Source organism: Polyangiaceae bacterium (assembly GCA_015075635.1).
Lineage (GTDB): Bacteria > Myxococcota_A > Polyangia > Polyangiales > Polyangiaceae > JADJKB01.
Genome location: JABTUA010000003.1, coordinates 2,360,382 through 2,385,425, shown reverse-complemented (window position 1 = coordinate 2,385,425; position 25,044 = coordinate 2,360,382). Strand labels below are relative to the sequence as shown.

The following is a 25,044-nucleotide window of genomic DNA, read 5'->3' as shown; positions in this document are numbered from 1 at the left end:
CTCGTAGTACGCTCAGGCGAGATTGCGTCCAGGTGAGCTCGTCGGCGATCGCTTCGAAGTCCTGAACCGCGCGGGCGCGGGCGGGATGGGCGTCGTCTACCGCGCGCGAGATCGGACGAGCGGCGACGTCGTCGCGGTGAAGGTGCTGCACCAAGACCAGCGTCCGGACCGCTTCCTGCGCGAGGCCGCGGTGCTCGCCGAGCTGTCGCACCCCGCGGTGGTGCGCTACGTGGCCCACGGCGTCACCTCGAAGGGCCAGGTCTACCTGGCCATGGAGTGGCTGGAAGCGACCAGCCTCTCCAGCCTGATCGCCAACCGGCGGCTGGCCTTCCCGGAGTGCCTGACGCTGCTCAGGAGGGTGTGCGCCGGGCTCGCGATCGCGCACCAGCTGGGCGTCGTGCACCGCGATCTGAAGCCCGCCAACATCCTGGTGCCGGACGGCGCGCTGGCACAGGCCAAGCTCATCGACTTCGGCATCGCGCGCCGGCGCTTCGACCCGCGCATCACCGAGCGAGGCCTCTTGATCGGGACGCTCGCGTACATGTCCCCGGAGCAGGCGCGGGGCGCCGCGCAGATCGAGCCGGCGTCCGACGTGTTCTCGCTGGGCAGCGTCGTCTACAAGTGCCTGACCGGCGACACACCCTTCGGTGGCGGCGACTCCACCGCGGTCCTGGCCAAGGTGCTGCTCGACGAGCCGAGCCCCCTCGGGGAGCTCGCGAGCGACGTGCCCCACGCGTTCGACGAGCTGGTGAGCCGCATGCTCGCCAAGGCGCCGGAGAGCCGCCCGCGCGACGCCGGCGCCGTGCTGAGCGCCTGCCAGGAGCTCGGCGCGGCCACGCCGGAGACCCGGGCCACGGCGGGGATCACCGGGCGAGAGCAGCGCGTGGTCTGGGTCGCGTTGCTCGGCGGGCAGCCGACCAACGACACCGAGACCGTCCAGATCACCGAGACCGAGCTCAGCGTCGGTCCCGAGTCGCAGCTCTCCGCCCGGGTCAGCTCGGCCGGTGGCCGCTTCGACACGCTGGCGAACGGCACGCGCGTGGGCAGCTTCGTCGGCAGCGGCACGCCGCGTGACCAGGCGCTCGGCGCGGTGCGCGTAGCCGAGCTGATGCGCGAGCTCTTCCCGGAGCGCCCCGTGGCGCTCGCGTCCGGGCTCGGGGTCGTGGGCGGTCGCGCGCCGGTCGGCGACGCCATCGATCGCGGCGTGCGCCTGCTCGCTCGCGCGGTGCCGGGCCGGGTCGCCATCGACGACGCCACGGCTCGCCTCGTGGCCGGGGCCTACCAGCTCGAGCGCGACGCGCGCGGCAACGCCATCCTGGGCTCGAAGAGCGACGGCGACGGCACGCGCAAGCTGCTCGGGCGCCCGACCACCTGCGTGGGTCGCGAGCGCGAGCTGGCCACGCTCGAAGCGCTGGTGGACGAGTGCTTCGAGGAGCCGGTAGCGCGGGTGGCGCTGGTCATCTCGCCGGCGGGCGTGGGCAAGTCGCGTCTGCGCTACGAGCTCTTGCGCCGAGCGCTGGAGCGCCATCCGGGCGCGGAGCTCTTGCTCGGTCGCGCGGAGAGCGTGAGCGCGGGCTCTCCCTTCGCGCTCCTGCGCGGCGCGCTCCGCGAGTCCGCGGGCGTACTGGACGGAGAGCCCGCCGAGCAGAGCCGCGCCAAGCTCGCGGCGCGGGTGCGGCGGCACGCCAGGGCCAAGAGCCCCGTCGAGCAGACCACGGTGTTTCTCGGCGAGCTCGCCGACGTGGCCTTCGCCGACGACGCCTTTCCGTCGCTCCTGGCGGTGCGCCAGAACCCGACGCTGCTCGGCGACGCGATGCGTGGCGCGTGGCTCGACTTCCTGGCCGACGAGTGCGCCGCGCACCCGGTGCTCCTGGTGCTCGAAGATCTGCACTGGGGCGACTTGCCCACGGTCACGCTGGTGGACGCGGCGCTCGCCTCGCTGGTGGACGCGCCGCTCTTCGTCTTGGGCCTCGGGCGTCCGGAGGTGCACGACGTCCTGCCGAAGCTCTGGCAGAAGCGCGAGCCGCAAGAGCTCCGGCTCGGGCCGCTGCGGCGCCAGGCCGCCCTGGCGCTCGGGCGGGAGGTGCTCGGCGACCGGGTGGACGCGGCGGCGATCGAGCGCGCGGTGGAGCTCGCGGACGGCAACGCCTTCTTCCTGGAGGAGCTGCTCCGCGCGCTGGCGGAGGGACAGCGCGAGCTCCCGGACACGGTGCTCGGCATGTTGCAGGCCAGGCTCGAAGCCCTGGGCCCGGAGCCGCGACGCATCCTGCGCGCGGCCTCGGTGTTCGGCGTCCATTTCTGGAGCGGTGGCGTGCGGGCCCTGCTCGGCAGCGACGCGGATCCCGGCTTCGTCGCGGCGGAGCTCGACGAGCTCGGGAAGAAGGAGTTGATCTCCAGGCGGCCGCAGTCGAGCCTCGAAGGCGAGGCGGAGCACGTCTTCCGACACGCCACGCTGAGCGAGGCCGTGTACGCCTCGCTCACGCCCGAAGACCGCGAGCTGGGTCACCGGCTGGCCGGTGAGTGGCTCGAGCAGGCCGGGGTGTCGGACTCGTTGGCGCTGGCGGAGCACTTCCGCCGGGGCTCCCAGCCCGAGCGCGCCGCGCGCTTCTACCTGTCCGCCACGGAGCAAGCCCTGGAAGGCGCGGATCTCGAGGCCGTGCTCGGCCGAGTCCGCCGCGCGCTCGAGCTGGATCCGGACGACGTCACCCGAGGCGAGCTGCACTACCTGGCGGCGGACGCCCACTTCTGGCGCGGTGAATACGTCGAGGCGGAGCACCACGCACGAGCCGCCCTCGACCTCATCACCCCAGGCACCGCGCGCTGGTACGTCTCGGTCGGCGCGCTCTGCAGCTCCGCCGGCACCTTGGGCAAGGACCAGGAGCTGATCGTCTGGGCGGCGCGGGCGAGCGCCCAAGAGCCGCTGGACGAAGAGGCTCGCGCGACGCAGATCGTCGCGTTGATCCGCGCCTCCCACAACCACCTGAAGCTCGGCATGAACCAGATGGCGGACTCGCTCATCGCCGCCGCGGAGGACCAGGCCCGCGGGCTCCAAAAGCTCCGCGCCATGGGCGACGCCTGGGTGCACCACGGCAAGAGCGCCCGCGCCTACTACGACGGCGACGTCGGCCGCTTCGTCAAAGAGGTGGAGGCGGCGCTCGAGGGCTTCGACGCCATCGGGGACTGGCGCACCGGTGGCAATGCCCGCGCCAACCTCGGCTACGCGGCGCTCTCGATCGGCGACCTCGACCGCGCCGAACAGCTCCTGACCGAGGCGATGTCCCACACCGAGCGCCTGGGCCTGGCTGGCATCGGACACTACGTGATGCACAACCTGGGGCTCGTGCTGGCCTACCGCGGGCGCATCGAAGAGGCCCTCGACCTCGAACGTCGCGCCATCCACGAGGCCGAGACGCGGAAGGAGACGCTGCTGATCGCCGGCTCGCACCTGTACCTGGCGCTGATATTGCTCTTGGCCGGCGAGCCCGCGCTGGCCGAGGCCGAAGCCCTCGTCGCCCAGACCGCGGCGCCCGCGGTGCCCATCTTGCGCGCGCAGGGCCTGGCGGCGGAGTCCGCGGCGCTGCTCGCGCAGGGCAAGACGGAACGCGCGCTCGAGCGGGCGCGCACCGGCATGGCGCTGCTCGAGGAGCATGGCGGCAGCGACGAGACCGAGGGCCGCGTTCGCGCCGCCTTCGTCGAGGCGCTGGTCGCCTCGGGCCTCAGCGACGAGGCGCGGACCGCCGCTCGGCTCGCCGTCCAGAAGCTCACGGAGCGCGCCGACAAGCTCGCTGACCCGCGGCTCATCCGCTGCTTCCTGGAGAACGTGCCGGAGCACGCGCGCCTGCTCGAGCTGGAGCGGAGGCTGGCGTGAGGCCGCCGCTCCGACGCGCGCCCTGATTGCGTCCCGGCCAACGCACGCGTCGCAGCCCGCTCCGACGCGCCTGTTGGCCACCTCACGGCCAACGCACGCGCCGCAGCCGGCTGCGGCGCACCTGCTGGCCACCTCACGGCCAACGCACGCGTCGCAGCCGGCTGCGGCGCACCTTCTGGCTTCTGGCCACCTCACGGCCAACGCACGCGTCGCAGACCGCTCCGGCGCGCCTGTTGGCCACCTCACGGACAACGCACGCGTCGCAGACCGCTCCGACGCGCCTGTTGGCCACCTCACGGACAACGCACGCGTCGCAGACCCTCCGACGCGCCTGTTGGCCACCTCACGGACAACGCACGCGCCGCAGCCCGCTCCGACGCGCCTGTTGGCCACCTCACGGACAACGCACGCGTCGCAGACCGCTCCGACGCGCCTGTTGGCCACCTCACGGACAACGCACGCGTCGCAGCCCGCTCCGACGCGCCTGTTGGCCACCTCACGGACAACGCACGCGTCGCAGACCGCTCCGACGCGCCTGTTGGCCACCTCACGGACAACGCACGCGTCGCAGACCGCTGTGGGCTGTCCGCGGCGGAAAATGCAGGGCTCGATCGCGTGCGGGAGTTGGAGCGGCTCTCCAGGTCGGGTTGACGCGCCGCTGCTCAGCAGCGCCGCGCGCTGGCGCAACCCACGTTCAGGGTCAGCTCGAACTTGCCCTCGGACCAGTACTTGTCGATGGCGTCACGGGCGTAGGCCAGGGGTTTGTCGAGATCCAATCCGCCCAGGGACATCGTGAGCTCGGGCAGGATGAGCAGGCGCGAGACCGGGTCCTCCATGAAGGCGCGACCGCTGTCGAAGGTGAGGCTGGTGGTGCGGATCTCGACGTCCACGTCGTCGAGGCCCGAGGCCTCGATCTCTTCGGAGAGGGTCTCGATGCTGTGCCGGCTCGCCATCGCCTCTTCGACGACCTTGCCGAGATCCCCGTCGTCGTACTTGAGCGCGTACTCGCGGAACAGGTCGCCGACCTCCTGGAACGAGCCGCGCAGCGGCAGCGCGATCAGCGCCTGGCCGTTCTCGCACAAGAGCCGGTACATCTCCGAATAGAGCAACCCGCGCTCGTGGGCGTCGCCCATGGGGTGCAGGCAGAGCGCGTGGCTGAAGGCTCCCGCCTCGAGCCCCGTCGGGAGCTCGCTCGCCAGGAGGTACTCGATGGGCGGGGGCAAGTCGCCCGAGAGCTTGCTCTTCGCCAGATCGAGCGCCGGCGCGGAGGCGTCGAGCCCCACCACCTCGGCGCCGCTGGCCAGATCGCAGAGCTGCTTGTCCGGGTAGCCGGTGCGGCACCCGAGGTGCACGATGCGCGCGCCCTCTCCGGCGAGCAGGAGCTCGAGCACCAGGTCGCCGAAAAACGACAAGTAGCGAGGGACCACGAAGGTCTCCATCACTGCTGCGTCGGCCGGGCTGATCTGGCCCGAAGGAAACGTCATGCTCATCCGCTATCAAACCCGGGCCAGTGTACGCAAACGTTCCGGAATAGCGGCGGGCTTTTCGTGCGTTAATCTCCCCCCGTGCAGCCCCTGACCCAGGCCACCGCCCTCTGCGCCGCCCTGGCCGCGCTCTCGCAGGCCGCGGAGCAGGGACGCCCGCTGGTCAGCTCGCCCCCAGCCCGCCCCCCGGTGCCCGGCGCCGCGGCGGCGCCGCCCCGCGCCTTCGCCAGCGCTTGCCCCCAGGGCACGCTGCCCGACCAAGGCGTCTGCATCCCGGTGCCGCAAGGCGCCCTCGGCGGCGCCGCGCTCGAGGCCGAGCAGAACGTGCACCGCGACAAGCGCGGAGCGTGGCGCTTCTACGACCAGATCCCGCGCCGGCCGGAGCGCCCGAACGACTACCGGCGCTACCGCTGGCCGGTGCCGCCGCTGCCCGGGCAGAACCTGGTGGTCAGCGGCTACGATCTCGACCGCCCCGACGTCCAGCAGCGCCGCGGCACCCACATCAAGGCCGTCGGCCACGGCGGCCTCGACCTGGGCCAGCGCCGCGGCGCCGAGGTTCGCCTGGTCGCTCTGGAGCACCAGACCGGCGAGGCCGAGGTCCTGTTCGTCGGCGAGGTCTTCGGCAACTCGGTGGTCACCCGCCACTCGGTGCGCGAAGGCGATCGGCTGCGCGAGTACGTGATCGTCTACGGTCACCTCGAAGGTCCGGCGCCGGGCCTGTCCCGCGGCATGAACCTGCGCGAGGGCTCGCTCATCGGCTTCGTCGGCGACAGCGGGAGCCCGGGCGACGTCCACCTGCACCTCGAGGTGCGCCGGGTCCGGGAGGGCGTGAACGTCGCCTCCCTCGCCCCCGGCGAGCTCACCAAGAACGCCCGCACCGTGGTCTGCGATCCCAGGAACGTGATGCCGCTCGCGTCCGAGTAGCAGCGGGGATTATTTCGCGACGACGCAACGACGCAACGACGCAACGATCTCCGTTCTCTCCTCCGCCCGACGGTCATGTCGTCCCAAACCGCACCGATGGTGCGGACGTGTCACGGGAACGGTCAAGCACGCGCGTACAGCCAAGCTGTTCGCACTCCGCTGACCGCAACGCGGCCACGCTGACGGGTACAGCCGACCTGTTCCCACCCCGGTGACCGCAACGCGGCCACGCTGACGGGTTCAGCCGACCTGTTCCCACTCCGTTGACCGCAACGCAGTCACGCACCCGGCGACAACCGAGCTGCTCTCACCATCCGACGCGCGCCAAAATCAAAACTCTTCTCTGTCGTGGCGTCGTTGCGTCGTGGCGTTCGTGGCGCAACCTCTGAGGCCCTACGGCACCAGCTTGTACCCGTACCCGTACACCGTCAGGATGTGCTCCGGCTTGTCCGGGCGCTTCTCGAGCTTCTTCCGGAGCTTCACGATGAAGTTGTCGATGGTGCGGTTGGTGGGGTTCGCGTCCACGCCCCAGATCTTGTTCAAGATCTCCTCGCGGCTCACCGGCTGCCCCGAGCGCTCGTGGAGCAGGCGCAAGAGCTCCACCTCGTAGAAGCTCAGCTGCTCGGTCTCCTGCTTGGTGCCGCGCTGCACGGTGTGCGCCGCCACGTTGACGGTGACGTCGCCGATCTTGAAGGTGCTGTTCTCCACGGGCCGCCCGGTGCGGCGGAACAGCGCGCGGATGCGCGCCACCAGCTCGCCCACGCTGAAGGGTTTGGTCACGTAGTCGTCGGCGCCGGCGTCCAGCCCCCGGATCTTGTCCGCCTCCTGGCTCCGGGCGGTCAGCATGATGATGGGCATGAAGGCGTCCTGCCGCCGGAGCTCCTCGCAGATCTGGTAGCCGTTCATGTCCGGCAGCATCAGATCGAGCAGCACCACGTGGGGGCGCTCCGCCCGAGCCTGCGTCAGGCCGTCCTTGCCGCACGACGCCGTGACCACCCGGTAGCCCTCGAACGACAGCGCGTCCTTCAGGCCGAGCAGGATGTTGGGCTCGTCTTCGATGACGAGGATGGTCTTCCGGGCCTCCATCCGGGGGGCATCCTACCCCCGCGGCTCCGCGTGGCGCGTCCCAAAATGCGCCACGGGGCGGCAACCTCGCCGGTCACCGCCCCGCAGAGCGCGCCCCGCTCGTTCAGTTGGCGCTGGAGATCGGCGCGCCGAGGCAGGCGATGAACACCGTCGAGCCGGAGGTCGGGGTGCTGTTGCCGCTGAAGATGATCTGCCGCGGCGGATCGCAGCCCTCGACCAGCGCGGGGTTGCCGATGCCCTGCGACGGATCGACGTAGCACCAGCCGTAATTGTCCGGCTGGGCGCCGGTGTTCAGGCAGGTGTCCTTGTCCTTGACGAAGTCGATCTCGCACATGCAGTAGCTGGCCGGGTTGCAGGCGTTGCCCGTGCACTGCCCGGTCTGCTTCAGCCGCGCGATCACCGGCTTGACCAGATCCGGATCGACGTCCGAGCGGCCCAGATTCGCCTCGCAGGGGGCGCACCCGCCGGCGTTCGGCTGCACCTCGACGATGGCGCACTGCGGAATGGCGTTGGGATCGGGCTTGCCGTCGGGGCCCGGCGGGAAGGCGATGGGCCGGTTCACGCACTGGCCGCTCAGCACCTCCTTGAGGCGCTCGATGATGGCGTCCACGGCGGGGTTGTAGCCGTAGCTTGGGCTGGCCTTGTTGTCCGTGATCTTCGGGCAGATGCTGGCCACGATGCTGTTCTCACCGTAGTCCTTCAGCACCTGAAGCTCGCGCGTGCCGGGGAAGCCCTTCGCGTACTGCTGTATCTTGGAATAGCCCCCACCGCCTTGGCAGAGTGGGTTGTTGGCGGTGTACGCGGCCGTTCCGATGGTCAAGTCGTCGCAATCACATCCGCCGGCGGCGGCGCCGCAGTCCTTGGGCGTCGGCAGCTTGAAGATGCAGGCGTACTGGAGGTCAGCGTCCTCGGTCAGCCACTCGTGACCGTTGATGGGGTTCGACCCCGGCGTACCCACCTCCGTACCGTTGGGATCTACCAGCGGCTGCTGGATCGCGAGGGCCGTGCCCGTACGCGGCGTGCTCGACTCGATCATGAGCGCGTCGTCCGGCTGATCCGCCAGATCCCACTTGTCGCAGGGGTCGAGGGTGGCGCGCGGCAGCTTGTTGCCGGGGTTGCCGGTGCTGGCGCTGAGCGGCGTCTTGCACGCTGGCACCAGCCAGTCCCAGCGTCCCCCTGAGGCGATCTGGCCGGAGGTCAGGTACTTGAGCTGGGTCGGGTCGTTGAGCGTGTCTTCGGTGGCGATGTCCTGCCAGGGCACGCCCACGATGCCGGCGATGTAGACCAGCGCCGGGTCGCGGGTGCCGGTCTCGCAGGAGATGTCGCAGGTCCCCGCCTGCGCGTTCCACTCGCAGGCGCCTGCCGAGGCGCAGCTGCCCTCGTCCTTGATCAGCGGGCAGCCGACGTTCTTGGAGTAGAGCGGGTTGCAGGTGCGGTAGCCGGGGGCGCCCGGGTTGTCGAAGTGGCAGCCCACCGGGCCGTTCGCGTCCCAGCTCGGGCAGATGCGCGGCTGGCTGAGCGCCTCCACGTAGCGACGGGTCGGGTACAGGAACTCGAGCCCGAAGCGCTTCTTCTGCTGCCAGCAGCGCAGGTTCGGGGCGTCGCCCTGGTCATCCCAGAGACCTTTCGCGCACTCCGAGTCGCTTGCGATCGCCGTGCAGCCCGCCGGGGGCGAGCCCTCGGCGGCCTGGCAGGAGCGGCAGCAGGGGCTGTCCGGATCCGTGGCGCAGGCGGAGGTGCCGCGCGGCAGGTGGTACGCGGTGTTGTTCGGGTGGACGGTATGGGCGGCGATCCAGTTGAAGCCGCCGTCGATGATCGAGCAGTCGTTCTCGTCTGTGAGCATGATGACGGCGACCAGCGAGTCAGGCCGCAGGAAGTCGCGGCGCTGCTGGATGACCACCTCGTCCACGCCCTCGATCTGGGCGATGTTGTCCTGCACGATCACCTTGGAGGGCGGCGCCGGATCGACCAGGAAGCGGTACCAGCTCTCGAGCTGGGCCTCGTAGCCGCAGCCGCTTTCGCCGGTGGCGGTCACGTGGGCGGTGAAGTTCGTCTGCAAGGCACCGGCGTTGGCTTCGCCGGGGCCCGCGGTGCCCTTGTCACCGTTGGGGTCCCACCAGAGGAAGCCCATGTTGTTGTACGAGGTCAGACCGGGGCGAATCGTGCCGATCAGGTGGGCGTTGTCGTACTGCGTGGGGTTCGACCCGGGGCCGCCCTCCGAGCACTGGATGCCGCCGTGGCCGCCCAAGCTGGACGACACGATGCCGATGTGGATGTCCACGACCGCCTTGAACTCTTCCTTGCCGGTGATGGGATCCTTGGCGGGCGTGATCAGCCGGCCGAGCAGCTGCGGCACGGCGTCGGCCAGGAGCACCTGCTTGTCTGCCATCGAGATCGAGTTGTCGATCATGAAGAGCAGGTCGATCTTGTCGATGGTGGTCTGGCGGATGTCCTGCACGAACACGTTCGTCGTGTTCGGCGAGGCCGGCGACACCGGCCGGTCGAGGCAGGCCACCGAGATCAGGCCCAAACCCACCAGGCCCGCGCGAACGGCGCGCTTGACCAGCGAGTCAGCTTTCTTCGTACCTTTGAGACTCATCGAATTGCTCCTTCACGACCGGGGCGCCCCGATTGGGGGCAGCCCGGTGGGCGAACCCTCCGCATGGGCCCGACCGCCAGCCAACCACGAGTGCCAGCACCCGCAGCGTAAGTGCGCGGGAGGATTGCTGTCAATCGCGGTCTCCGCTGCGAGGCAGCGAAGCAGGCCAACATCGGCGATCGAGCCCGGATCATCGCGAGAGGACAGAGAGCAAGCCGCGTACCGGGCGGAGTGCGCGGGGATTTCGGCCCCGGGGGCCGGCAGGCCAGCCAACCGGGTTGGCGGAGGCGCCAACCGAAACACCGGGCCGCTCGGTCTCGCCGCCCCTGGGGGAGCCGCAGCCGCCCGCAGGCACCGAGTGCGCCGTCAGCCGGCGCTCAAGGCACGCGCGCTCAGGGAGGAGGGATCATGTCGGCGACGGACTGTGGGTGAACGAAGAAGGTGGCAACCACTGTCCCGTCGGGCATCTTCTTCCGTGACGTGACTGTTACCGCATGTTGAATGGCGCTCGCAAACTTGGGCGACAAGAAGGTCCGTCCGAACACTTCGCCATCCGCTTGCTCATCGAACATTGTGACCATTCCGCGGCAGATGTTCTCGCGGCAATCAACCTCGCCAAGAGCGGCCTTTCCTTGTAGCTCCGGTTGCGCGAAAAGCTCTTCGATCACTGTTTCTCTTCGACTGGCTTCACGGGTGGGTCGCTCGTCAACCGTGTACTGGGCCTCCAGCGCCGTCGCCAACTCAACGACTTGGTCTGGCTGCGATTGGGTCGGAGAGACTCGCACCGCTTCAGCCGGAGTCAGATCCACTTCCGGCACTGCGGGGGCCACTGGAGCGCTTTCGACTACCGGCGGTCTTTCGGGTGAGGAGCGCAGTTCGGTCAGCCCCGCCACTTTGCCTGGGGCATTTCTCGGACCCAGCAGCGTCAGGGCGACACCGACGCCGACGACCGCACCAGCCAAAGCCCAGGCACCTTTGCCAAACACTCCCATTTAGCACCTCCGCGGTCACCAATTCACAGCGGGAAAGGCCCTGCGCCGTCTGCCCCGATCTGCTGCCTGCTTAACTAATTTTAGTCCCATCGAGGTCGCGCCATGTCCGAGACTGCCGCCGCAGACGAGAACGGGTCCGCATGGCGCGATGTCGCGTCGCACCTGTTTCGCAGGGCAGGTCCCCCGCGAAACAGGCACGCGCTTCCACGCGCTTCAAACACTCAGTACGCTTTGATGTGGTAGAGAGTCGCCCCGCCGGCGCAGAACTCGCCCCCGCAGCTCCATAGGGACTGACTGTACGCGCTCCCGTCGGTGGGGACAGTAGCCTGGGACGTGCTCCCAGCGCCGACAGTCGAACCGCAGGAGTAGAACGCGCCCGAACTGCTGAACGTGCAGATGCGGTTGCTGAAGGACCATTGGCCCGAACCAGAGCTACCGGCGTACGCGATTACGGTCCAGGTAGCGTTCGTCGCACTGATTGGAATCGGCGTGTCCCAGGCAGGAGACCAGGCACTCGCGTTGTTTGGAAGAATCGATCTCCCGTCCGTGATCAGCCACGCGCTGCCACTCCATTCGTTGGCCCAACCAGACGTTCCAGAACCCAGATGCGGATGGCCCGCTCCAGCTTGAACCACCACCCCTGCGCTCGCGGAGCTGGCATACAGGCATCCTGCAAGCGCGAACACGAACTTGCGAATCACACTAGACTTCATTTGTTCCTTCTTTCTCTCACTGGAATGCGCGAATGGGTCTCGCTTCGACAAGTGTCGACCGTGCTGTGGAAGCCCCCAACAGCACGCCAGGTCGACCTTGCCATCGGAGGTTCGTTCCGGCGCGTTAAGAAGGTGTTGCCCAGCGTGACCGATCAGCGACGCCGGGGTGCGCGGCTCGCGGAATCGTGCCTGGGGCTCAGGCGAGGGTCTTCTTGAACGCGGCCGGGGTCAGCGCCTCGAGCGGAAGCGCGAAGACATCGCGGTGGGTCCCGAGGCGCTCGAAGGCCCAGGCGAGATAGGCCTGCGCGGGGACACCTTGAGCGCGACGGGTGGCGATGATGCCGAGGAGCACGCAAGCGCGGTGGGCGCCTTCTGTGCTGCCGGCGAAGAGCATGTTGAGGCGCAGCTTGGCGACGTTCTGGAACTCGCGCTCGGTTGGAGAGTTGTCGATGGGGACCAGCGGGTCGTCGACGAAGCGGAAGAGCGCGTCCCGATGGTTCTTGTAGTACCGAATGAGTGCGGCGGCGCAGCCGCGGAAGCTGAAAGCTCCCAGCCTCGAGGCGCTTGGCGAGAACACACCAGCCCGACCCGTCGAACCACAGAGCCTTCGCGATCCGCCTGCGCTTGTTGAGGAAGAGATACAGGTGGCCATCGACTGGATCGAGCCCCAGGCGGCGCACGGCGCCGGCGAGGGCGTCGAAAGAGCCGCGCATGTCGAGCGGGGCCACCGCCACGAACACGCGCACCGCCGGAGGCAGGCTCAGCACGAGCGCAAGGCCTCGAGTACCCGGTGCAGCGTCTCGACCGAAACGTCGTCGCCGAACTCCACCCGTGCCTTGGCAACCTCGAGAACGTAGCGGCCCTTGCCAGCCACAGCGACGCTCGGCGAAGCCGGAACGAGCTCGACCAAGGCGCGCGCCGTCGCTGCCGCCTTCGACTTTCGCCGTCGCGGTTGAGCGCTCGCTCCCCGCCGCCCGAGATTCACCCGCCACGCGTTCAGAGACCGCCCGTCGATGTCGTGCGCCCGGGCCCACTCTCCGGCGCTCAGGCCCTTCCGCTTCGCTGCGGCCAGGCACCGCCGCGCCTCCGCCTCGTCCTCGATCTTCCGTCCACCTGCCACTGACCACCTCCGCTTCGCAGCCGAGCCTGGCGGCCGCGTCCGCGGAAATCATCCCGGTGTCGCTGATGGGTCACTGCCCAGCATCTCTACCCAGGGTGTCGCGCCGGATTACCGGTTGCCAAAGCCGCCGCGATCACTTCAAACCCATCCGCTTTGTCGATTACTGGACCGACTCCGTATGATCGGTAGACATCGCCCGCCGTTGGATGAGCCGTCATGAACGTAACGGACTCCACTCTCCCAGCCCGGAGCAACTCGGCGCCCAAATCGATGCCGTCTCCGTCAGGGAGGCTCTTGTCGATGAGCGCGTGGTGAAAGCGCCTGACTTGCTCCCGCGCGCACTTGCAGTTCAGCACCGGCACCACGTCGAAGTGCCTGCGTGCGAGCCGGCGCACGAACGCTTGAACCACGAGTGGATCGTCTTCAACGAGGAGCAAGGACTTGGCCGCCGCGAGACGCGTCCCGCTGCCGCGCACGCGCGCGAGCGCGCTTTTGGCAGCCGGCGCGCGCAGATTGAACCGATATCCCAGGCCAGTCTCGCTCTCCAGAAGGTGTTCCAAACCCGTTTGACCGAGTTTTTCGAAGCTCACCGCCTTCATGATCTGCCGGATGCCATGCACATGCACGCGGACCACTGATGAGTCAGCATCGTGGTGAGTGGAGAACGCGAGGCGCACCAGGTCCGGCCCTCGTATCCAAGTCGGACGGCATGGCACTAGCGCCGTCAGAATCCGAAACCGCGTCTGGGTTCGAACTGGGACCGTCACTGTGCCGATCCGCAGCTCGAGCAGCTCCGGGTCGAGCCCGACAAGGTGGTCGTCGTCGTCGTCGGCGTCCGCTCGCAAACGATACGCCAGAGCGGCTAGCCGAACTTGGAGCGGTGAAGTCCCTTGCAGCGGGAAATCGAACCACTCGTCACAGCCCAGCGCCGATGGGACAGGGGTAGGCGCCGGGGTAGGCGCCCCGGGTTGCCGCTCGGCGAACACGACAATTCCCTTGGTGAAGCCGGCTCGACGCAACTCCCGAACTCGTCGCAGGGCCCACTCTCCTCCTCCTGCGTCCACCAGGAAGACGACGTCTGCCTGCGGGAGCCCCGCGCTGGATTCCTTCCAGATCCAATGAAGCGATCCCGCCTGGACAACCGCCTTCACGGCCGCCGCTGCGCTGCCAGCAGGATCTGCGGCCTCCAGGACGGCAAACCGGGCCAATCGCCGTTCGGATGCAGCCATTGCAGGCGGCACTCTAGCCGGCCCGGAGCGCCCCATGCGAGTCCCGCGGATCGCGCAACGCGTTCTTAACGGTTAGCGCCCGAACTGCTGGCTTGCGACCTTCCCGCTGCGTTTGAACCTGCGTCAAGAACGGTCGCAGCCCGCCACGACAGGTCACTGCTTCGCGTTCAGCTTCTTCTTCGCCTTCGGCTTCTTCTCGCCCTTGGGCTCGTCGGCGTCTTTGTCCGCCGGCTTGCTCGCGGCCTCGTCGAAGTAGGGCATGCCCGCCTTCTCGGTCCAGCGCGCCTCGCCGTATTTGCCCGGCTCGCGGCTCTCGGACATGTCGCGCCCGGTGGACTCGCCGTCGTTCGCGCGCACGTCCACGCCCTGGGTCATCACCAGGAGCTCGTCCGCCAGGTACTCCGGGTGCTCGTCGTGCTTCTTGGCGACGCTGTCCTGGGGCATCGCGCCGCGCCCCACCTTCACGATCTGCGTGGTCGGCGGGTAGAGGTCGTTCCAGCGCTCGCGCACCGCGTGCTCGCCCTCGCGCACGATGCGGTAGCGGTGCAGCTTGAAACCGGCGACGCCCCGCTGCGAGAGCACGCGCACGCCCTCCGGCAGGTTCGGGTCGTCGCGCTCGACTTGCTCGTAGGGGATGGCGCCGTCGATGCGCCGGATCAAGGTCACCGTGCGCACGCGGCGCGGGCCCAGGACCTCGGCGCGCACCACACCGTTCTTCACCGTCTGGTGCAGGACCACCGGGAAGTCGAAGGCGTTCTTCACCCGGAAGTTGATGGTCGGGTACACCACCGTCGCGTCGAGGCCCATCTTGATGTAAGAGCTCGGCCGCGTGTGCGGGTAGCGCTCGACCATGTCGAGCCCGGCGAAGAAGGTGGCGCCGTGCAGCGTGCCGGAGATCTGGCAGGTGCCGCCGCCGATGCCGTCCACCAGCTCGCCCTCGGCGATCACCGGCGCGACCTTGTAGCCGTTCGCCTCGTCGCGGGCGCCCACGACCTCGTTGAAGTCGAAGGTCTCGCCGGGCAGGAGCACGGTGCCGTCGAGCTTGCTCGCCGCCAGGCGCAGGTTGAAGGTGCGCGCCAGGTACTTGTCGCCGCGGTTGTACTTGGTCTCGAACCAGCCGAGCACCGCGTCGAACTTCACGTCGCCGAGCTCGGCGGCCACGCGCTTGGGCCGGCGCAGCTCGAACACCGCCTTCGCGGAGGTCTCGCCGGAGGCGATGGCGCGCCTGAGCTCGAGCAGCGTGGCGTCCACGTCCAGGAGGCGCCCGGAGATCTCGGGCGTGAGCGTGCGCTTCTCGAGATCGAGGCGCGCGTCCACCGGCAGCCGATCGACCTCGTCCTTCAGGCGCAGGAGCACGCCCACCACCGCGTCCGTGTCGAGCACGATCGGGACCGGCAGGACCACCTCCTGCTCGCTCGCTCCGCGCCGGGACATGCGCAGGGGGCTGGTGGCGTCGCGGCAGTCGCGCACCAGCTGCGAGACGCGGACCTTGTCGATCTCGGCGCCGAGCCGGCCGATCTGAAGCTCGCGCTTCTGCCCTTCGCCCAGATCGAGGCTGAGCTTGCCCGCCGCGAAGCGGCGCACCCGGTCCAGGGCTCGCTTCGGCGCCTCGTCGTCCAGGGTCAGCGCCTCGCCGAGCAAGAGCACCTTCGGCGGGGGCTCCTTGGGATCCCCCGGGGTGGGCGCGCGCGGGACGAGCAGGAAGCCGATGCCGAGGCCCGCCGCCACGGCGACGACCAGCATCAGCGCGCCGCGCGAGCGATTCAGCGAGAGCTTGTGCCCGAACGGCATCCCGCGGCGCTAATATCACGGGCGCGAAAGCCAGGCACGCCGTGGATCTGCCGGAGAAAGTCCAAGACAAGCTCGAGGCGCTGCCTGCGCGCCCGGGCTGCTACGTGTTCCGCGACCGCGCGGGCGCGGCGCTCTACATCGGCAAGGCGAAGAGCCTGCGCGCGCGCGTGCGCAGCTACTTCCAGGACGGAGGCAGCGACACCCGCGGCTTCATCCCGCTCTTGCAGAAGCACCTGGCCGACTTCGACACCGTGGTGACCGGCACCGAGAAGGAAGCCGCGATCCTCGAGAACAACCTGATCAAGGAGAGCCGGCCCCGCTACAACGTCAAGCTCCGGGACGACAAGGAGTTCCTGACGCTCAAGCTCTCGCTCGAGCACGCCTGGCCCAGGCTCGAGCTGGTGCGGCGCCCCGAGCCGGACAAGGCGCGCTACTTCGGGCCGTACCACTCGGCCACCGCCGCCCGGCGCACGCTGAACCTGATCGAGAAGCACTTCCAGCTGCGCACCTGCTCCGATCGCGAGCTCGCGAGCCGCTCGCGCCCTTGCCTTCAGTATCAGATCAAGCGCTGCCCGGCGCCTTGCGTGTACGAGGTGGACCGCGAGCGCTACGCGCAGCAGATCCGCGCCGTGAGCCTGTTCCTGGACGGACGCCACGACGAGCTCAGCCGGGAGCTCGAGGCGCGCATGGCGGAGGCCGCTCAGGCCATGGAGTACGAGCTGGCGGCGCTCTACCGCGATCAGCTCCACGCGGTCCGGCTGGTGCGCGAGGCGCAGCGGGTGGTCGCGGTGAGCGATCGCGATCAGGACGTCCTGGGCCTGTACCGCGAGGGCGATCTGGTCGAGCTGTCGCTGCTCAGCGTGCGGGGCGGCCGCATGGTCGAGGCGTCGAGCTTCAGCCACAAGAAGGTGGAGCTGCCGGACGACGAGCTGGTGGGCTCGTTCCTGCGGGAGCACTACGGCGTGGAGGGCCTGTCGGCGGGGCTCATCCCCGACGAGGTGCTGGTGCCAACCCTGCCCGAGGTCGCCGGCGGCGTGGCGGAGTGGCTGAGCGAGCGGCGCCAGGCGCTGGCGCGGGAAGAAGGCGGGCGCGCCCGCAAGGTGGAGATCGTGGCGCCCGAGCGCGGCCCCAAGCGCCAGCTGCTCGAGCTGGCGGTGGACAACGCGCGCCACGCCTTCGGGGAGAAGCAACGCGCCGCGGAGGACATGGACGTGCGCCTGGCCCAGCTCCAGGAGCGGCTGCGCTTGCCCGCGTTGCCGCGCCGCATCGAGTGCGTGGACATCTCGCACCTGGGCGGACAGGACACCGTCGGCGCCGTGGTCGCGCTGAGGGACGGCTTGCCCGACAAGAAGCGCTACCGCACCTACCACGTGAAGGGCGTCAGCGACGGCGACGACTACGGCGCGATGTACGAGGTGCTCGCGCGGCGCTTTCGCCGCGGGCGCGCCGCCGAAGACGGCGACGACAAGGCCGAGTGGGAGCTGCCCGACCTCCTGGTCGTGGACGGCGGCCGCGGGCAGCTGGCGGTGGCCCAGGCCGCCGCCGGCGATCTGGGGCTGCACGAGCTGTCGGTCGTCGGGCTGGCCAAGGAGCGCGAGAGCCCGCTGGGCGACAAACTCGTGGACCGGGTCTACCTGCCGGGTCAGAAGAACCCCATCGCGCTCCGGCCGCAGAGCACCGAGCTGTTCCTGCTCGCCCGCGCCCGCGACGAGGCGCACCGCTTCTCGAATCGGGGGCGCAAGAAGCTCGGCAAGAAGCGGCGCTTCGAGAGCGAGCTGGATCGGGTCAAGGGCATCGGTGACAAGACCAAGAAGGCGCTGCTCGACGAGCTCGGCAGCGTCCAGGGGGTGCGCGAGGCGAGCGACGAGGCCATCCTCGCGGTGCCCGGCGTGACGCGCCGGCAGCTCGCGGCGCTCCGGCAGCACTTCGCGGAGAGCGGGTGAGCTGAAGCGACGCTCAGCTGTCGCTCGGTTCGGGGTCGGCGTCTCGGGGTAGGAACAGCCGACCGATCTCGAGCTCGACATCCTGAAACGGCGCGACACGCACGCGCGCCGACTCGTCCCAGGCGCCCAGCTCGACCCAGCGGTCGCCCGCGAGCTCGAGGGCCTCGAGCGTCCGTGCCTCGGGATCGACCAGCCAATAGTGCCTGACTCCGTGCCGGGCGTAGAGGGCGCGCTTGGTCACGCGATCGTGAGCAGCTGTGCTCGCGGAGGCGACCTCGCAGATCCAATCCGGCACCACGCGAATCGGCCGGGCGCGGCCCGGTTGGGGCAGCCGCTCGCGCCGCCAGCCGGCCAGGTCCGGTCGAACCACGTCGTGCGCGGCGAGCTCCACGTCGACCTCGACGAAGATCCACCAGCCGCCCGGTCCGCCACGGCCGTCATCGTCGTCGAAGGGGCCGCCGATGAAGCGGCCCAACGCCCGCTGAGCACGCGAATGCCGCGGCAGGGGAGCCGGCGATGTCACCACCTGCCCGTCCACGATTTCCGCGCGCACGTCGTCGCCGAGGGCCACGAGATCCTCGAAGCGAGCCGAGCGCGCGGCGGGCTGCACCACGACTCGAGGGTATCACAGCCGCGAGATTCGACCCGCGAGCGACGTGGTAGTCTGCGCGGGAGAGCATGCGACTCGCGAGCAGCATCGGCTCCACGACCTTGGCGGTGTGCTTGGCGTGCTCGGACACCTCGGGCTCCGGCGGCAGCTCCGCGAGCGGCGGGGGCTCCGCGAGCGGCGGGGGCTCCGCGACCGGTGGCAGCTCCGCGACCGGTGGCAGCTCCGCGAGCGGTGGCAGCTCCGCCAGCGGTGGCAGCTCCGCCAGCGGTGGCAGCGCTGCGACCGGCGGAGACGCCGGCTCCACAGCGAGCGGCGGCAACGCGGGCAGCTCGGGAGCCGGCGGTGCCAGCGACGCGAGCATCGACGGCTGCCCGGTCGTCGTCGCGGCGCCGAAGGTCGATCCCTGGTCGATGCGCCTGCCGAGCGCCGGGTTCGGCGGCATCGAGACGAAGCAGAGCGGCGGCCACACCGACGTGTTCCTGAAGAGCCCCACGGACTACGTGCGCATCGGCTCTCGACTCGACTGGGGCGGCACGGTGGTGTTCTTCGGCCTGAGCGCCAACCCGGGCTCGAACGTCATCGACGCCAACGACACCGGGCGCGAGCTTCAGATCGCCATCTACGATCCCACGCGCTCGCGCCAACCGTGCGCCTGGAACGCCTCGTGTCAGTCGTCGAGCGCGAGCTGCGGCAACTCGATCACGTTCCTGGGCTGGAACCCGGTGCAAGGCGGGGACGAGTGCAACCGCGGGGCGAAGCTGATTTCCCAGGGGAAATCCGGGGACGCGCTGGAGGTGGTGATCCAGCCGCTGCAGTGGAACCCGGACTGGGAGGCGAAGGACTGCAAGCAGAGCGCGTGCAGCGGCGCGGGCTTGCCGGTGCAGGTGCTGTACACGAGCCGGTTCCGCTTCGTCAGCGAGCACGTGGTCGAGGTCGAGACCCAGGTCACGAGCCAGGAGAGCATCAGCCACCCGGCGACGGCGCAGGAGTTCCCGACGCTGTACGTGGCGAACGGTCAGGGCGGTCCCGACTTGCCGCTCTTGCTCGACGCGGCGGGGACTATCGTGCCGCTCTCGACGCCCGGCAACGACGGCTTCTTCTACGACAACTTCAGCTCGCCCGGTCCGTGGGTCAGCTGGCAGAGCTCGAACAAGACCTACGGCGTGGGCCTGGCGATGGATCAGGGCGTGAAGAAGTTCCAGGGCTGGCGCGGTGGACCGACCTCGGCCTACTTCCACAACGTGCGGGCGGAGATGGTCTTCGGTCTCGCCGCCGGCGGCACCGTACGCGGGCTCTCGTACCTGGCGCTCGGCGCTTTCGGCACGGTGCAGAGCGAGCTCCAAGGCCTGTTGAAGAAGCGCGCACCCTTCGGCGTGATCGACGCGCCCGCTACCGACGTGAAGCTCGCTGGCTCGTCCATTGCCGTGTCCGGCTGGGTGCTCGACACGGTGAAGGTGGCCAGCGTGAAGGCGCAGATCGACGGCAGCGACGTCGCCACGCTGCCAGTGAACGTCGCGCGACCCGACGTGTGCGCCGTTTACCCGATGTACGACGGCTGTCCCGCCGTGGGCTATGCGGGTAACGTCTCGGTGGCTGGGCTCTCGCCCTGCCCGCACCTGTTCCGGGTCGTCGCGACGGACGCCGATGGCAACTCCCGGGTGCTGGGAGAGCGCGTGCTCACGCCGTGACTCGCGCTTCGAGCCGGCCTCCTGTAGGCTGCACGGCCATGCGTCACCCCTGCTGGTCAGCCCTGCCGGTCCTCTTCCTCGCCATCGCCTGCGGCGGCGGAAAGGAAGCGAGCATTCCCCCCGTCGCACCGGTGTTCAAGCCCATCCCCGAAGAGGGACTGCGGCAAGAAGAAGACGACGACACGAAGAGCACCAAGCAAGCGGCGACCGCCGACAAGGACGACGACGGGGGCGACGACGACGGCGCGGCCGACAAGCAGATCGCAGAAGAGCCGAAGCCCGGCGCAGCGCCTCCCGCGAAGCCGCCGCCGCCTGCCAAGCCCGGTGCCGCGCCAACCGGCAAGCCGCCCGCCCCGACCGGCAAGCCCGGCGCAGCGCCGCCGCCTCCCAAGCCCGGCGCAGCGCCGCCGCCTCCCAAGCCCGGCGCAGCGCCGCCGCCTCCACCTCCTCCCGGTGCGAAACCCGGCGCGACGCCGCCCGCCAAACCGCCGGCAACGCCGCCGCCGGCTCCGCCAGCCGCGCCCAAGAAGTAGCGAGCATGCGCGCCGTCGTGCTCGAGCGCGCGGGCGGGCCCAGCGAGCTTCGGCTACGGGACTGGCCCGACCCCGAGCCCAAGCCCGACGAAGCGCTGGTGCGCGTCCACGCCGCCGGCGTATGCGGGCGCGACCTGATCGATCGGCGCGGCGGCTTCCCGATGATGAAGCTGCCGACGGTGCTCGGCCACGAATTCGCGGGCGAGGTGGTGCGCGTCGGCAGCGCCGTGACGCTGGTTTCCCCGGGCGACCGCGTCGCCAACTTGCACCGACCGTGGTGCGGGGACTGCCCGAGCTGCGTCGCGGGCCGCACCCTGGATTGCGAACGGGCGTGGCAGAGCTTCGGGCACACCATCGACGGCGGCTACGCCGAGCTGGTCGCCGCGCCGGAGCGTGCGCTGGTGAAGCTCCCCGACGAGGTGAGCTTCGAGGAGGCGGCGTCGCTCGGCTGCACGGCGGCGGTGGCGCTGCGCGCGCTCCGGGACGTCGGGCGGCTCGTGATCGGCGAGACGGTGCTGATCACCGGCGCGAGCGGCGGCGTGGGGCTCCAGGCCGTGCAGCTGGCGAAGCTCGCCGGTGCGCGAGTGATCGCGACGACGACGAGCGCCGCGAAGCGCGACGCGCTCGTGGCGTGGGGCGCCGACGAGGTCGTCGAGGTGACGGAGCGCGGGTTCGCCGACGACGTGCGGGCGCTCGCGCGCGGGGGCGTGGACGTGGCCCTCGAGCTGACCGGCGCCGCGACGTTTCGCGACTCGCAGAAGTGCCTGCGACCGCGCGGCCGCCTGGTCGTGATCGGCAACATCGACGTCGGCAAGGTCAGCCTGGCGCTCGGCCCGCTGATCCTCTTCGGCCACCAGATCTCCGGCGCTCGCAGCTACACCCGGCGCGATCTGGAGGAGTGCCTCGACTTGGTACAGCGTGGACGCTTGAGGCCGGTGATCGCGGACTTGCTGCCGCTCGCGGACGCTGCCCTCGCCCACGAACGGCTCGAGGCGCGCGGGACCGTGGGCCGGCTCTTGCTCTTGCCGAGCCTCTGACCTGTTACAGCGTCCGATTCTGTGGCACGATCGCTGATCGTGTGGCGTATCGATCACCGCCTGTTCCTGGGTGACCACGAGTCCGGGTACGACGCGCTCAGCGGGGCCGAGCACCCCACCGACCCCGAGGGAGGCCCGGCACCTTTCGCCGGGGTGGTGTCGCTGTGTCCCATGCCGTTGTTTCCCGGACACGACATCGCGGGCCCGGAGCGCGAGGAGACCGAGTGGCTGCACCTTCCGATCATGGACGGGGGAAACGGCCAGGACGAGTTCGAGGGCGCCCTCGGCGTCGCCCTGCCCTTCATCCGCCGGCGCATGAAGCACGGCAACGTGCTGGTGCACTGCGCTGCCGGCATGAGCCGGAGCGTCAGCGTGATCGCCGCGCTTTTGTGCGAGCGTGGCAGCGACGTCGAGACCGCCTTCGAGCACGTGGCCGGCGCGAAGGCCCTCGCCTTGGCCCACCTGGGCTACGCCCCGGACCTGCTGATCGCCCCGGCCTGGGAGTTCCAGGCCACCCTGCGGCGGCTCTACGGGGCTCGGCGCTGACTCGATCCGCCGGGAGTTCCGTGATTCGGCCCGCGGGCCTTGACGCCGGGCGGCGCATTGGCCAAAAAGCCGGTCGGAGGGTGTGGTCCCGACTCGGGCGCCCCTAGCGTCCCCGAGTCTCGGATCACCAGACCAGCATGACTTCCGCAGAAATCCTGACTCACACCGAACCCACGAACGGCGGCGGCAACGGAGCGGCGGCTCGCGCCGTCGATTGGGAGAACCCCCGCGTCGCGGCCATCTTGAGCGCGGCGGCCAAGTGCTTCGCCCGCAAGGGCTTCAGCGCGACCACGCTGGCCGAGATCGGCAAGGAGCTGGGCCTGCGCAAGAGCATCGTCCACTACTATTTCGCCAGCAAGAACGCGCTGATCCACGAGGTTCAGAGCTTCACGCAGAAGCGCTACCTGGACAAGGTGAAGGAGTCTCTCGGCTCGAGCGAGGACGGGTCCAAGCAGCGGATGGTCAGCGCGCTCACCTCGCTCTGGGGCTCGATCCAGGACAACCGCACGATGGTGGGCCTCAACATCGAGGTCTGGGCCGCGGCCCGCCGGGACCCCGAGCTGAAGAAGCGCGCCGCGACCCTGCAGCACGACGCCCGGAAGCTGATCGGCGAGGGCGTCGCCGACGTCCTCAAGATCGACCCGAAGGACTTCGCGCCCATGGAGCCGCTGTCGGTGCTGATCCTGGCGGTGCTCAACGGCCTGGTGGTGGCCCAGGAGCTCGAAGGCGAGGAGAGCGCCAAGGCCGACGAGGCCTTCCAGACCTTCCTCTACCTCCTGCGCCTGGGGATGAAGGCGATGGAGACCCAGGCTCAGAAGAGCTGAGGGAATTTGATAACCGGGGCCGTCCAGGGCATCTTCGGGCGGTGACGGCCCTCCGCCTCGCGAGCTTCGCCGGCGCGCTCTGCTTTGCGCTGAGCGCCGCGGCGTTGCCCCGGCCGGCGAAGCCGCCCCGTCCGGTCTTGAGCGACAGCCCATGGGCCGGGCTGGTCGAGGTGCGGATGACCGCGCAGCAAGATCTCGGCTTGCTCCGGCGCTACGTCGAGCCCTGGGTGGAGCGGCAGGGCGAGTGGCGGGCGTTCTACTCCGGCCGCTTCGGTCCAGCGACCTGGACCTCGCCGCCGCGGCTCGACTGGAGCCTGAGCGCCTGGCAGCCGAGCCCGGAGGCGCCGGCGGCGCTCGGGCTCGAGCTCGAGCTCGATTCCGTGCGCGAGCTCGCGCTGCCGGAGCTGCCCGGCGCCGAGCTCCTGCCCGCGTGGCAGCTCGGAAAGCCGCCCAGCGCCGACGCGGTGTTCGTCAGTGCGGCGCGCACGCAGCGCTGTCAGCCCTGGCAGCGGCCGTACAGCGTGAGCTTGGCGCGCTACGGCGGCGAGCACGACAGCTTCAACTTGCTCGAGTGCGACGGATCGGTCGCACTCGACGCGCTCGATCGCCTGAGCGTGGTGGCGCGTCCCCCCGGAGTGGAGCGCCCCGAGCTGCCGCTGCCGCTCGAGCCGTTGGCCGAGAGCGAGGCGCTCGGCGAGTGGGTGCCGAACGTGCGCCTGCTCGATCCGCGCCTGCTCTGGGTCGTGGCGCGCTTGTCCGAGGCCTTCCCCGGTCGCCCCATCTACGTGATCAGCGGCTATCGGCGCGACGGACACGGCAGCTTCCACAAGAAGGGCCGCGCGCTGGACCTGTTCGTCATGGGGGTGGCGAACGAGGCCGTGATGCGCGTGTGCCGCACGCTCAAGGACGTGGGCTGCGGCTTCTACCCGAACAACAAGTTCTTGCACGTGGACGTGCGCCCCCCGGGGACGGGCCACGCCGTCTGGATCGACGTCTCGGAGCCGGGTCAGCCCTCGCGCTACGTCGACGCCTGGCCGGGGGTCGTCGAGAGCGGCGCGCTCAGCTGGGGCAACGGCGAGTGAGCGGGTTCTCCGCCATCCTGGGCCAGCCCACGGCGGTCGAGACGCTGACCCGCGCGCTCGCCGCCGGCAAGGTGCACCACGCCTATCGCTTCGAGGGCCCGCCCGGCGTGGGCAAGGAGCTGGCGGCGTTCGCGCTGGCGCAGTCGCTGGTGTGCGAGGCGCCGTCGCCGCTCGCCTGCGGCAAGTGCTCGGCGTGCCACCGCGCGGTGACCTTGGCCGAAGAAGAGCCGCGAGTGCCGCTCCACCCGGACGTCGTGCTGGTCGGCCGCGGCCTCTACGGCTCGCTGCTCGGCAGCGGGGTGAGCGAAGCCACGGGCATCAGCGTCGAGCAGATCCGCAAGGTCGTGCTCGGGCGCGCCGGCTACCGCCCTCACGAAGGGCGCGCGATCGTGTTCATCGTGCGGGACGCGGACGAGCTGACGCAGCAGGCCGCCAACGCGATGTTGAAGACGCTGGAGGAGCCAGCGGAGCGGACGCACTTCGTGCTGCTCACCAGCCGCCCGCGCCGCCTGCTCGACACCGTGCGCTCACGCACGCTCGCGCTGCGTTTCGGACCGCTCCCCGACGAGGTCGTCGCCGAGCTGTGCCAGGCCCGCGGCTTGCCGGCGAGCGCCGCTCTGCTGGCTCAAGGCAGCGCGGAGCTCGCCTTCGATCTCGCCGACCCCGAGGCGATGCGCGAGCGCGACGAGTTCCTGGCCGCCGCCCGCGCCGCCCTCGACGCGCCGGATCTGGCGGAGGCCATCGCCCTGGGGCAGAGCCGCGGCGAGAGCCGCGACGCCGTCCGCGAGCAGCTCGGCTTCTTCGCCCAAGCACTGGCCGAGGACGCGAGGCGCGCCATCGAGGGCGACCCCGACGCTGCCGAGCGCGCCGCGCACCGCCACGCCGTGGTGCTGGGCACGCTGGCCGAGATCGAGCGCAACGTGCAGCCCACGCTGGCGCTCGAGGCGATGGTCGCGCGCCTCAGGCGAGCCTGAG

18 protein-coding genes are annotated in these 25,044 nt (G+C 70.1%); 10 read left to right on the top strand and 8 right to left on the bottom strand.

Annotation, left to right across the window (positions count from 1 at the left end; translation table 11 throughout):
- The first annotated feature begins 22 nt into the window (after positions 1–22).
- Positions 23–3,868: a protein kinase gene (locus tag HS104_41370; GenBank protein MBE7486409.1), complete on the top strand. Its 3,846-nt coding sequence runs from the start codon at positions 23–25 to the stop codon at positions 3,866–3,868.
- A gap of 662 nt (positions 3,869–4,530) precedes the next feature.
- Here HS104_41370 and HS104_41365 read toward each other — a convergent pair.
- Positions 4,531–5,352, bottom strand: a complete 822-nt coding sequence (locus tag HS104_41365) for a methyltransferase domain-containing protein (GenBank protein ID MBE7486408.1) — start codon at positions 5,350–5,352, stop codon at positions 4,531–4,533.
- Between the two features lie 81 nt (positions 5,353–5,433).
- Between HS104_41365 and HS104_41360 the strand changes: the two genes are divergently transcribed.
- The gene (locus tag HS104_41360) at positions 5,434–6,276 is read left to right on the top strand and encodes a M23 family metallopeptidase (GenBank protein ID MBE7486407.1); all 843 of its coding nucleotides are present in this window, start codon (positions 5,434–5,436) and stop codon (positions 6,274–6,276) included.
- A gap of 393 nt (positions 6,277–6,669) precedes the next feature.
- Here the strand turns inward: HS104_41360 and HS104_41355 are convergent, their stop codons facing one another.
- The 6 genes from HS104_41355 to HS104_41330 form a co-directional block, all read right to left on the bottom strand.
- The gene (locus HS104_41355; protein MBE7486406.1) at positions 6,670–7,362 is read right to left on the bottom strand and encodes a response regulator transcription factor; all 693 of its coding nucleotides are present in this window, start codon (positions 7,360–7,362) and stop codon (positions 6,670–6,672) included.
- Between the two features lie 103 nt (positions 7,363–7,465).
- Entirely contained in the window at positions 7,466–9,961 is a 2,496-nt protein-coding gene (locus HS104_41350) for a hypothetical protein (GenBank protein MBE7486405.1), read from the bottom strand.
- 392 nt (positions 9,962–10,353) lie between these two features.
- Positions 10,354–10,953: a hypothetical protein gene (locus HS104_41345; GenBank protein MBE7486404.1), complete on the bottom strand. Its 600-nt coding sequence runs from the start codon at positions 10,951–10,953 to the stop codon at positions 10,354–10,356.
- 865 nt (positions 10,954–11,818) lie between these two features.
- Entirely contained in the window at positions 11,819–12,412 is a 594-nt protein-coding gene (tnpB, locus tag HS104_41340; GenBank protein ID MBE7486403.1) for an IS66 family insertion sequence element accessory protein TnpB, read from the bottom strand.
- Positions 12,413–12,872: 460 nt separating this feature from the next.
- Positions 12,873–14,015: a hypothetical protein gene (locus tag HS104_41335; GenBank protein MBE7486402.1), complete on the bottom strand. Its 1,143-nt coding sequence runs from the start codon at positions 14,013–14,015 to the stop codon at positions 12,873–12,875.
- Positions 14,016–14,168: 153 nt separating this feature from the next.
- Positions 14,169–15,806, bottom strand: a complete 1,638-nt coding sequence (locus tag HS104_41330; GenBank protein ID MBE7486401.1) for a VanW family protein — start codon at positions 15,804–15,806, stop codon at positions 14,169–14,171.
- Between the two features lie 41 nt (positions 15,807–15,847).
- Between HS104_41330 and uvrC the strand changes: the two genes are divergently transcribed.
- Entirely contained in the window at positions 15,848–17,749 is a 1,902-nt protein-coding gene (gene uvrC, locus HS104_41325; GenBank protein ID MBE7486400.1) for an excinuclease ABC subunit UvrC, read from the top strand.
- Positions 17,750–17,762: 13 nt separating this feature from the next.
- On the opposite strand, the gene HS104_41320 is transcribed toward uvrC, so the two are convergent.
- Positions 17,763–18,362, bottom strand: a complete 600-nt coding sequence (locus HS104_41320; protein MBE7486399.1) for a Uma2 family endonuclease — start codon at positions 18,360–18,362, stop codon at positions 17,763–17,765.
- A 65-nt stretch (positions 18,363–18,427) separates the two neighbouring features.
- Here HS104_41320 and HS104_41315 point away from each other — a divergent pair, with 65 nt between their 5' ends.
- From HS104_41315 to HS104_41285, 7 genes are all read left to right on the top strand, one after another.
- Positions 18,428–20,047, top strand: coding sequence for an Ig-like domain-containing protein (locus HS104_41315; GenBank protein ID MBE7486398.1), 1,620 nt, complete (start codon positions 18,428–18,430; stop codon positions 20,045–20,047).
- A 38-nt stretch (positions 20,048–20,085) separates the two neighbouring features.
- Positions 20,086–20,580, top strand: a complete 495-nt coding sequence (locus HS104_41310; protein ID MBE7486397.1) for a hypothetical protein — start codon at positions 20,086–20,088, stop codon at positions 20,578–20,580.
- A 5-nt stretch (positions 20,581–20,585) separates the two neighbouring features.
- The gene (locus tag HS104_41305) at positions 20,586–21,617 is read left to right on the top strand and encodes an alcohol dehydrogenase catalytic domain-containing protein (GenBank protein MBE7486396.1); all 1,032 of its coding nucleotides are present in this window, start codon (positions 20,586–20,588) and stop codon (positions 21,615–21,617) included.
- Between the two features lie 21 nt (positions 21,618–21,638).
- On the top strand, positions 21,639–22,163 hold the full coding sequence (locus HS104_41300) for a dual specificity protein phosphatase family protein (GenBank protein ID MBE7486395.1): 525 nt from the start codon (positions 21,639–21,641) through the stop codon (positions 22,161–22,163).
- 137 nt (positions 22,164–22,300) lie between these two features.
- Positions 22,301–22,987 (top strand): TetR/AcrR family transcriptional regulator, encoded by a 687-nt coding sequence (locus HS104_41295; GenBank protein MBE7486394.1) that lies wholly within the window; start codon positions 22,301–22,303, stop codon positions 22,985–22,987.
- A 314-nt stretch (positions 22,988–23,301) separates the two neighbouring features.
- A complete protein-coding gene (locus tag HS104_41290; GenBank protein MBE7486393.1) occupies positions 23,302–24,069 on the top strand; it encodes a DUF882 domain-containing protein in 768 nt (255 codons plus the stop codon).
- Entirely contained in the window at positions 24,066–25,043 is a 978-nt protein-coding gene (locus HS104_41285; GenBank protein MBE7486392.1) for a DNA polymerase III subunit delta', read from the top strand. The genes HS104_41290 and HS104_41285 overlap by 4 nt, the downstream gene beginning before the upstream one ends.
- Position 25,044 lies beyond the last annotated feature (1 nt).

What these genes read in the sequence shown, in the direction of transcription:
- HS104_41330 (MBE7486401.1), bottom strand. Translation starts at nt 15,806, where the DNA reads ATGCCGTTCGGGCACAAGCTCTCGCTGAATCGCTCGCGCGGCGCGCTG.
- HS104_41365 (MBE7486408.1), bottom strand. Translation starts at nt 5,352, where the DNA reads ATGACGTTTCCTTCGGGCCAGATCAGCCCGGCCGACGCAGCAGTGATG.
- HS104_41295 (MBE7486394.1), top strand. Translation starts at nt 22,301, where the DNA reads ATGACTTCCGCAGAAATCCTGACTCACACCGAACCCACGAACGGCGGC.
- HS104_41350 (MBE7486405.1), bottom strand. Translation starts at nt 9,961, where the DNA reads ATGAGTCTCAAAGGTACGAAGAAAGCTGACTCGCTGGTCAAGCGCGCC.
- HS104_41305 (MBE7486396.1), top strand. Translation starts at nt 20,586, where the DNA reads ATGCGCGCCGTCGTGCTCGAGCGCGCGGGCGGGCCCAGCGAGCTTCGG.
- HS104_41315 (MBE7486398.1), top strand. Translation starts at nt 18,428, where the DNA reads ATGCGACTCGCGAGCAGCATCGGCTCCACGACCTTGGCGGTGTGCTTG.
- HS104_41355 (MBE7486406.1), bottom strand. Translation starts at nt 7,362, where the DNA reads ATGGAGGCCCGGAAGACCATCCTCGTCATCGAAGACGAGCCCAACATC.
- HS104_41335 (MBE7486402.1), bottom strand. Translation starts at nt 14,015, where the DNA reads ATGGCTGCATCCGAACGGCGATTGGCCCGGTTTGCCGTCCTGGAGGCC.
- HS104_41310 (MBE7486397.1), top strand. Translation starts at nt 20,086, where the DNA reads ATGCGTCACCCCTGCTGGTCAGCCCTGCCGGTCCTCTTCCTCGCCATC.
- HS104_41345 (MBE7486404.1), bottom strand. Translation starts at nt 10,953, where the DNA reads ATGGGAGTGTTTGGCAAAGGTGCCTGGGCTTTGGCTGGTGCGGTCGTC.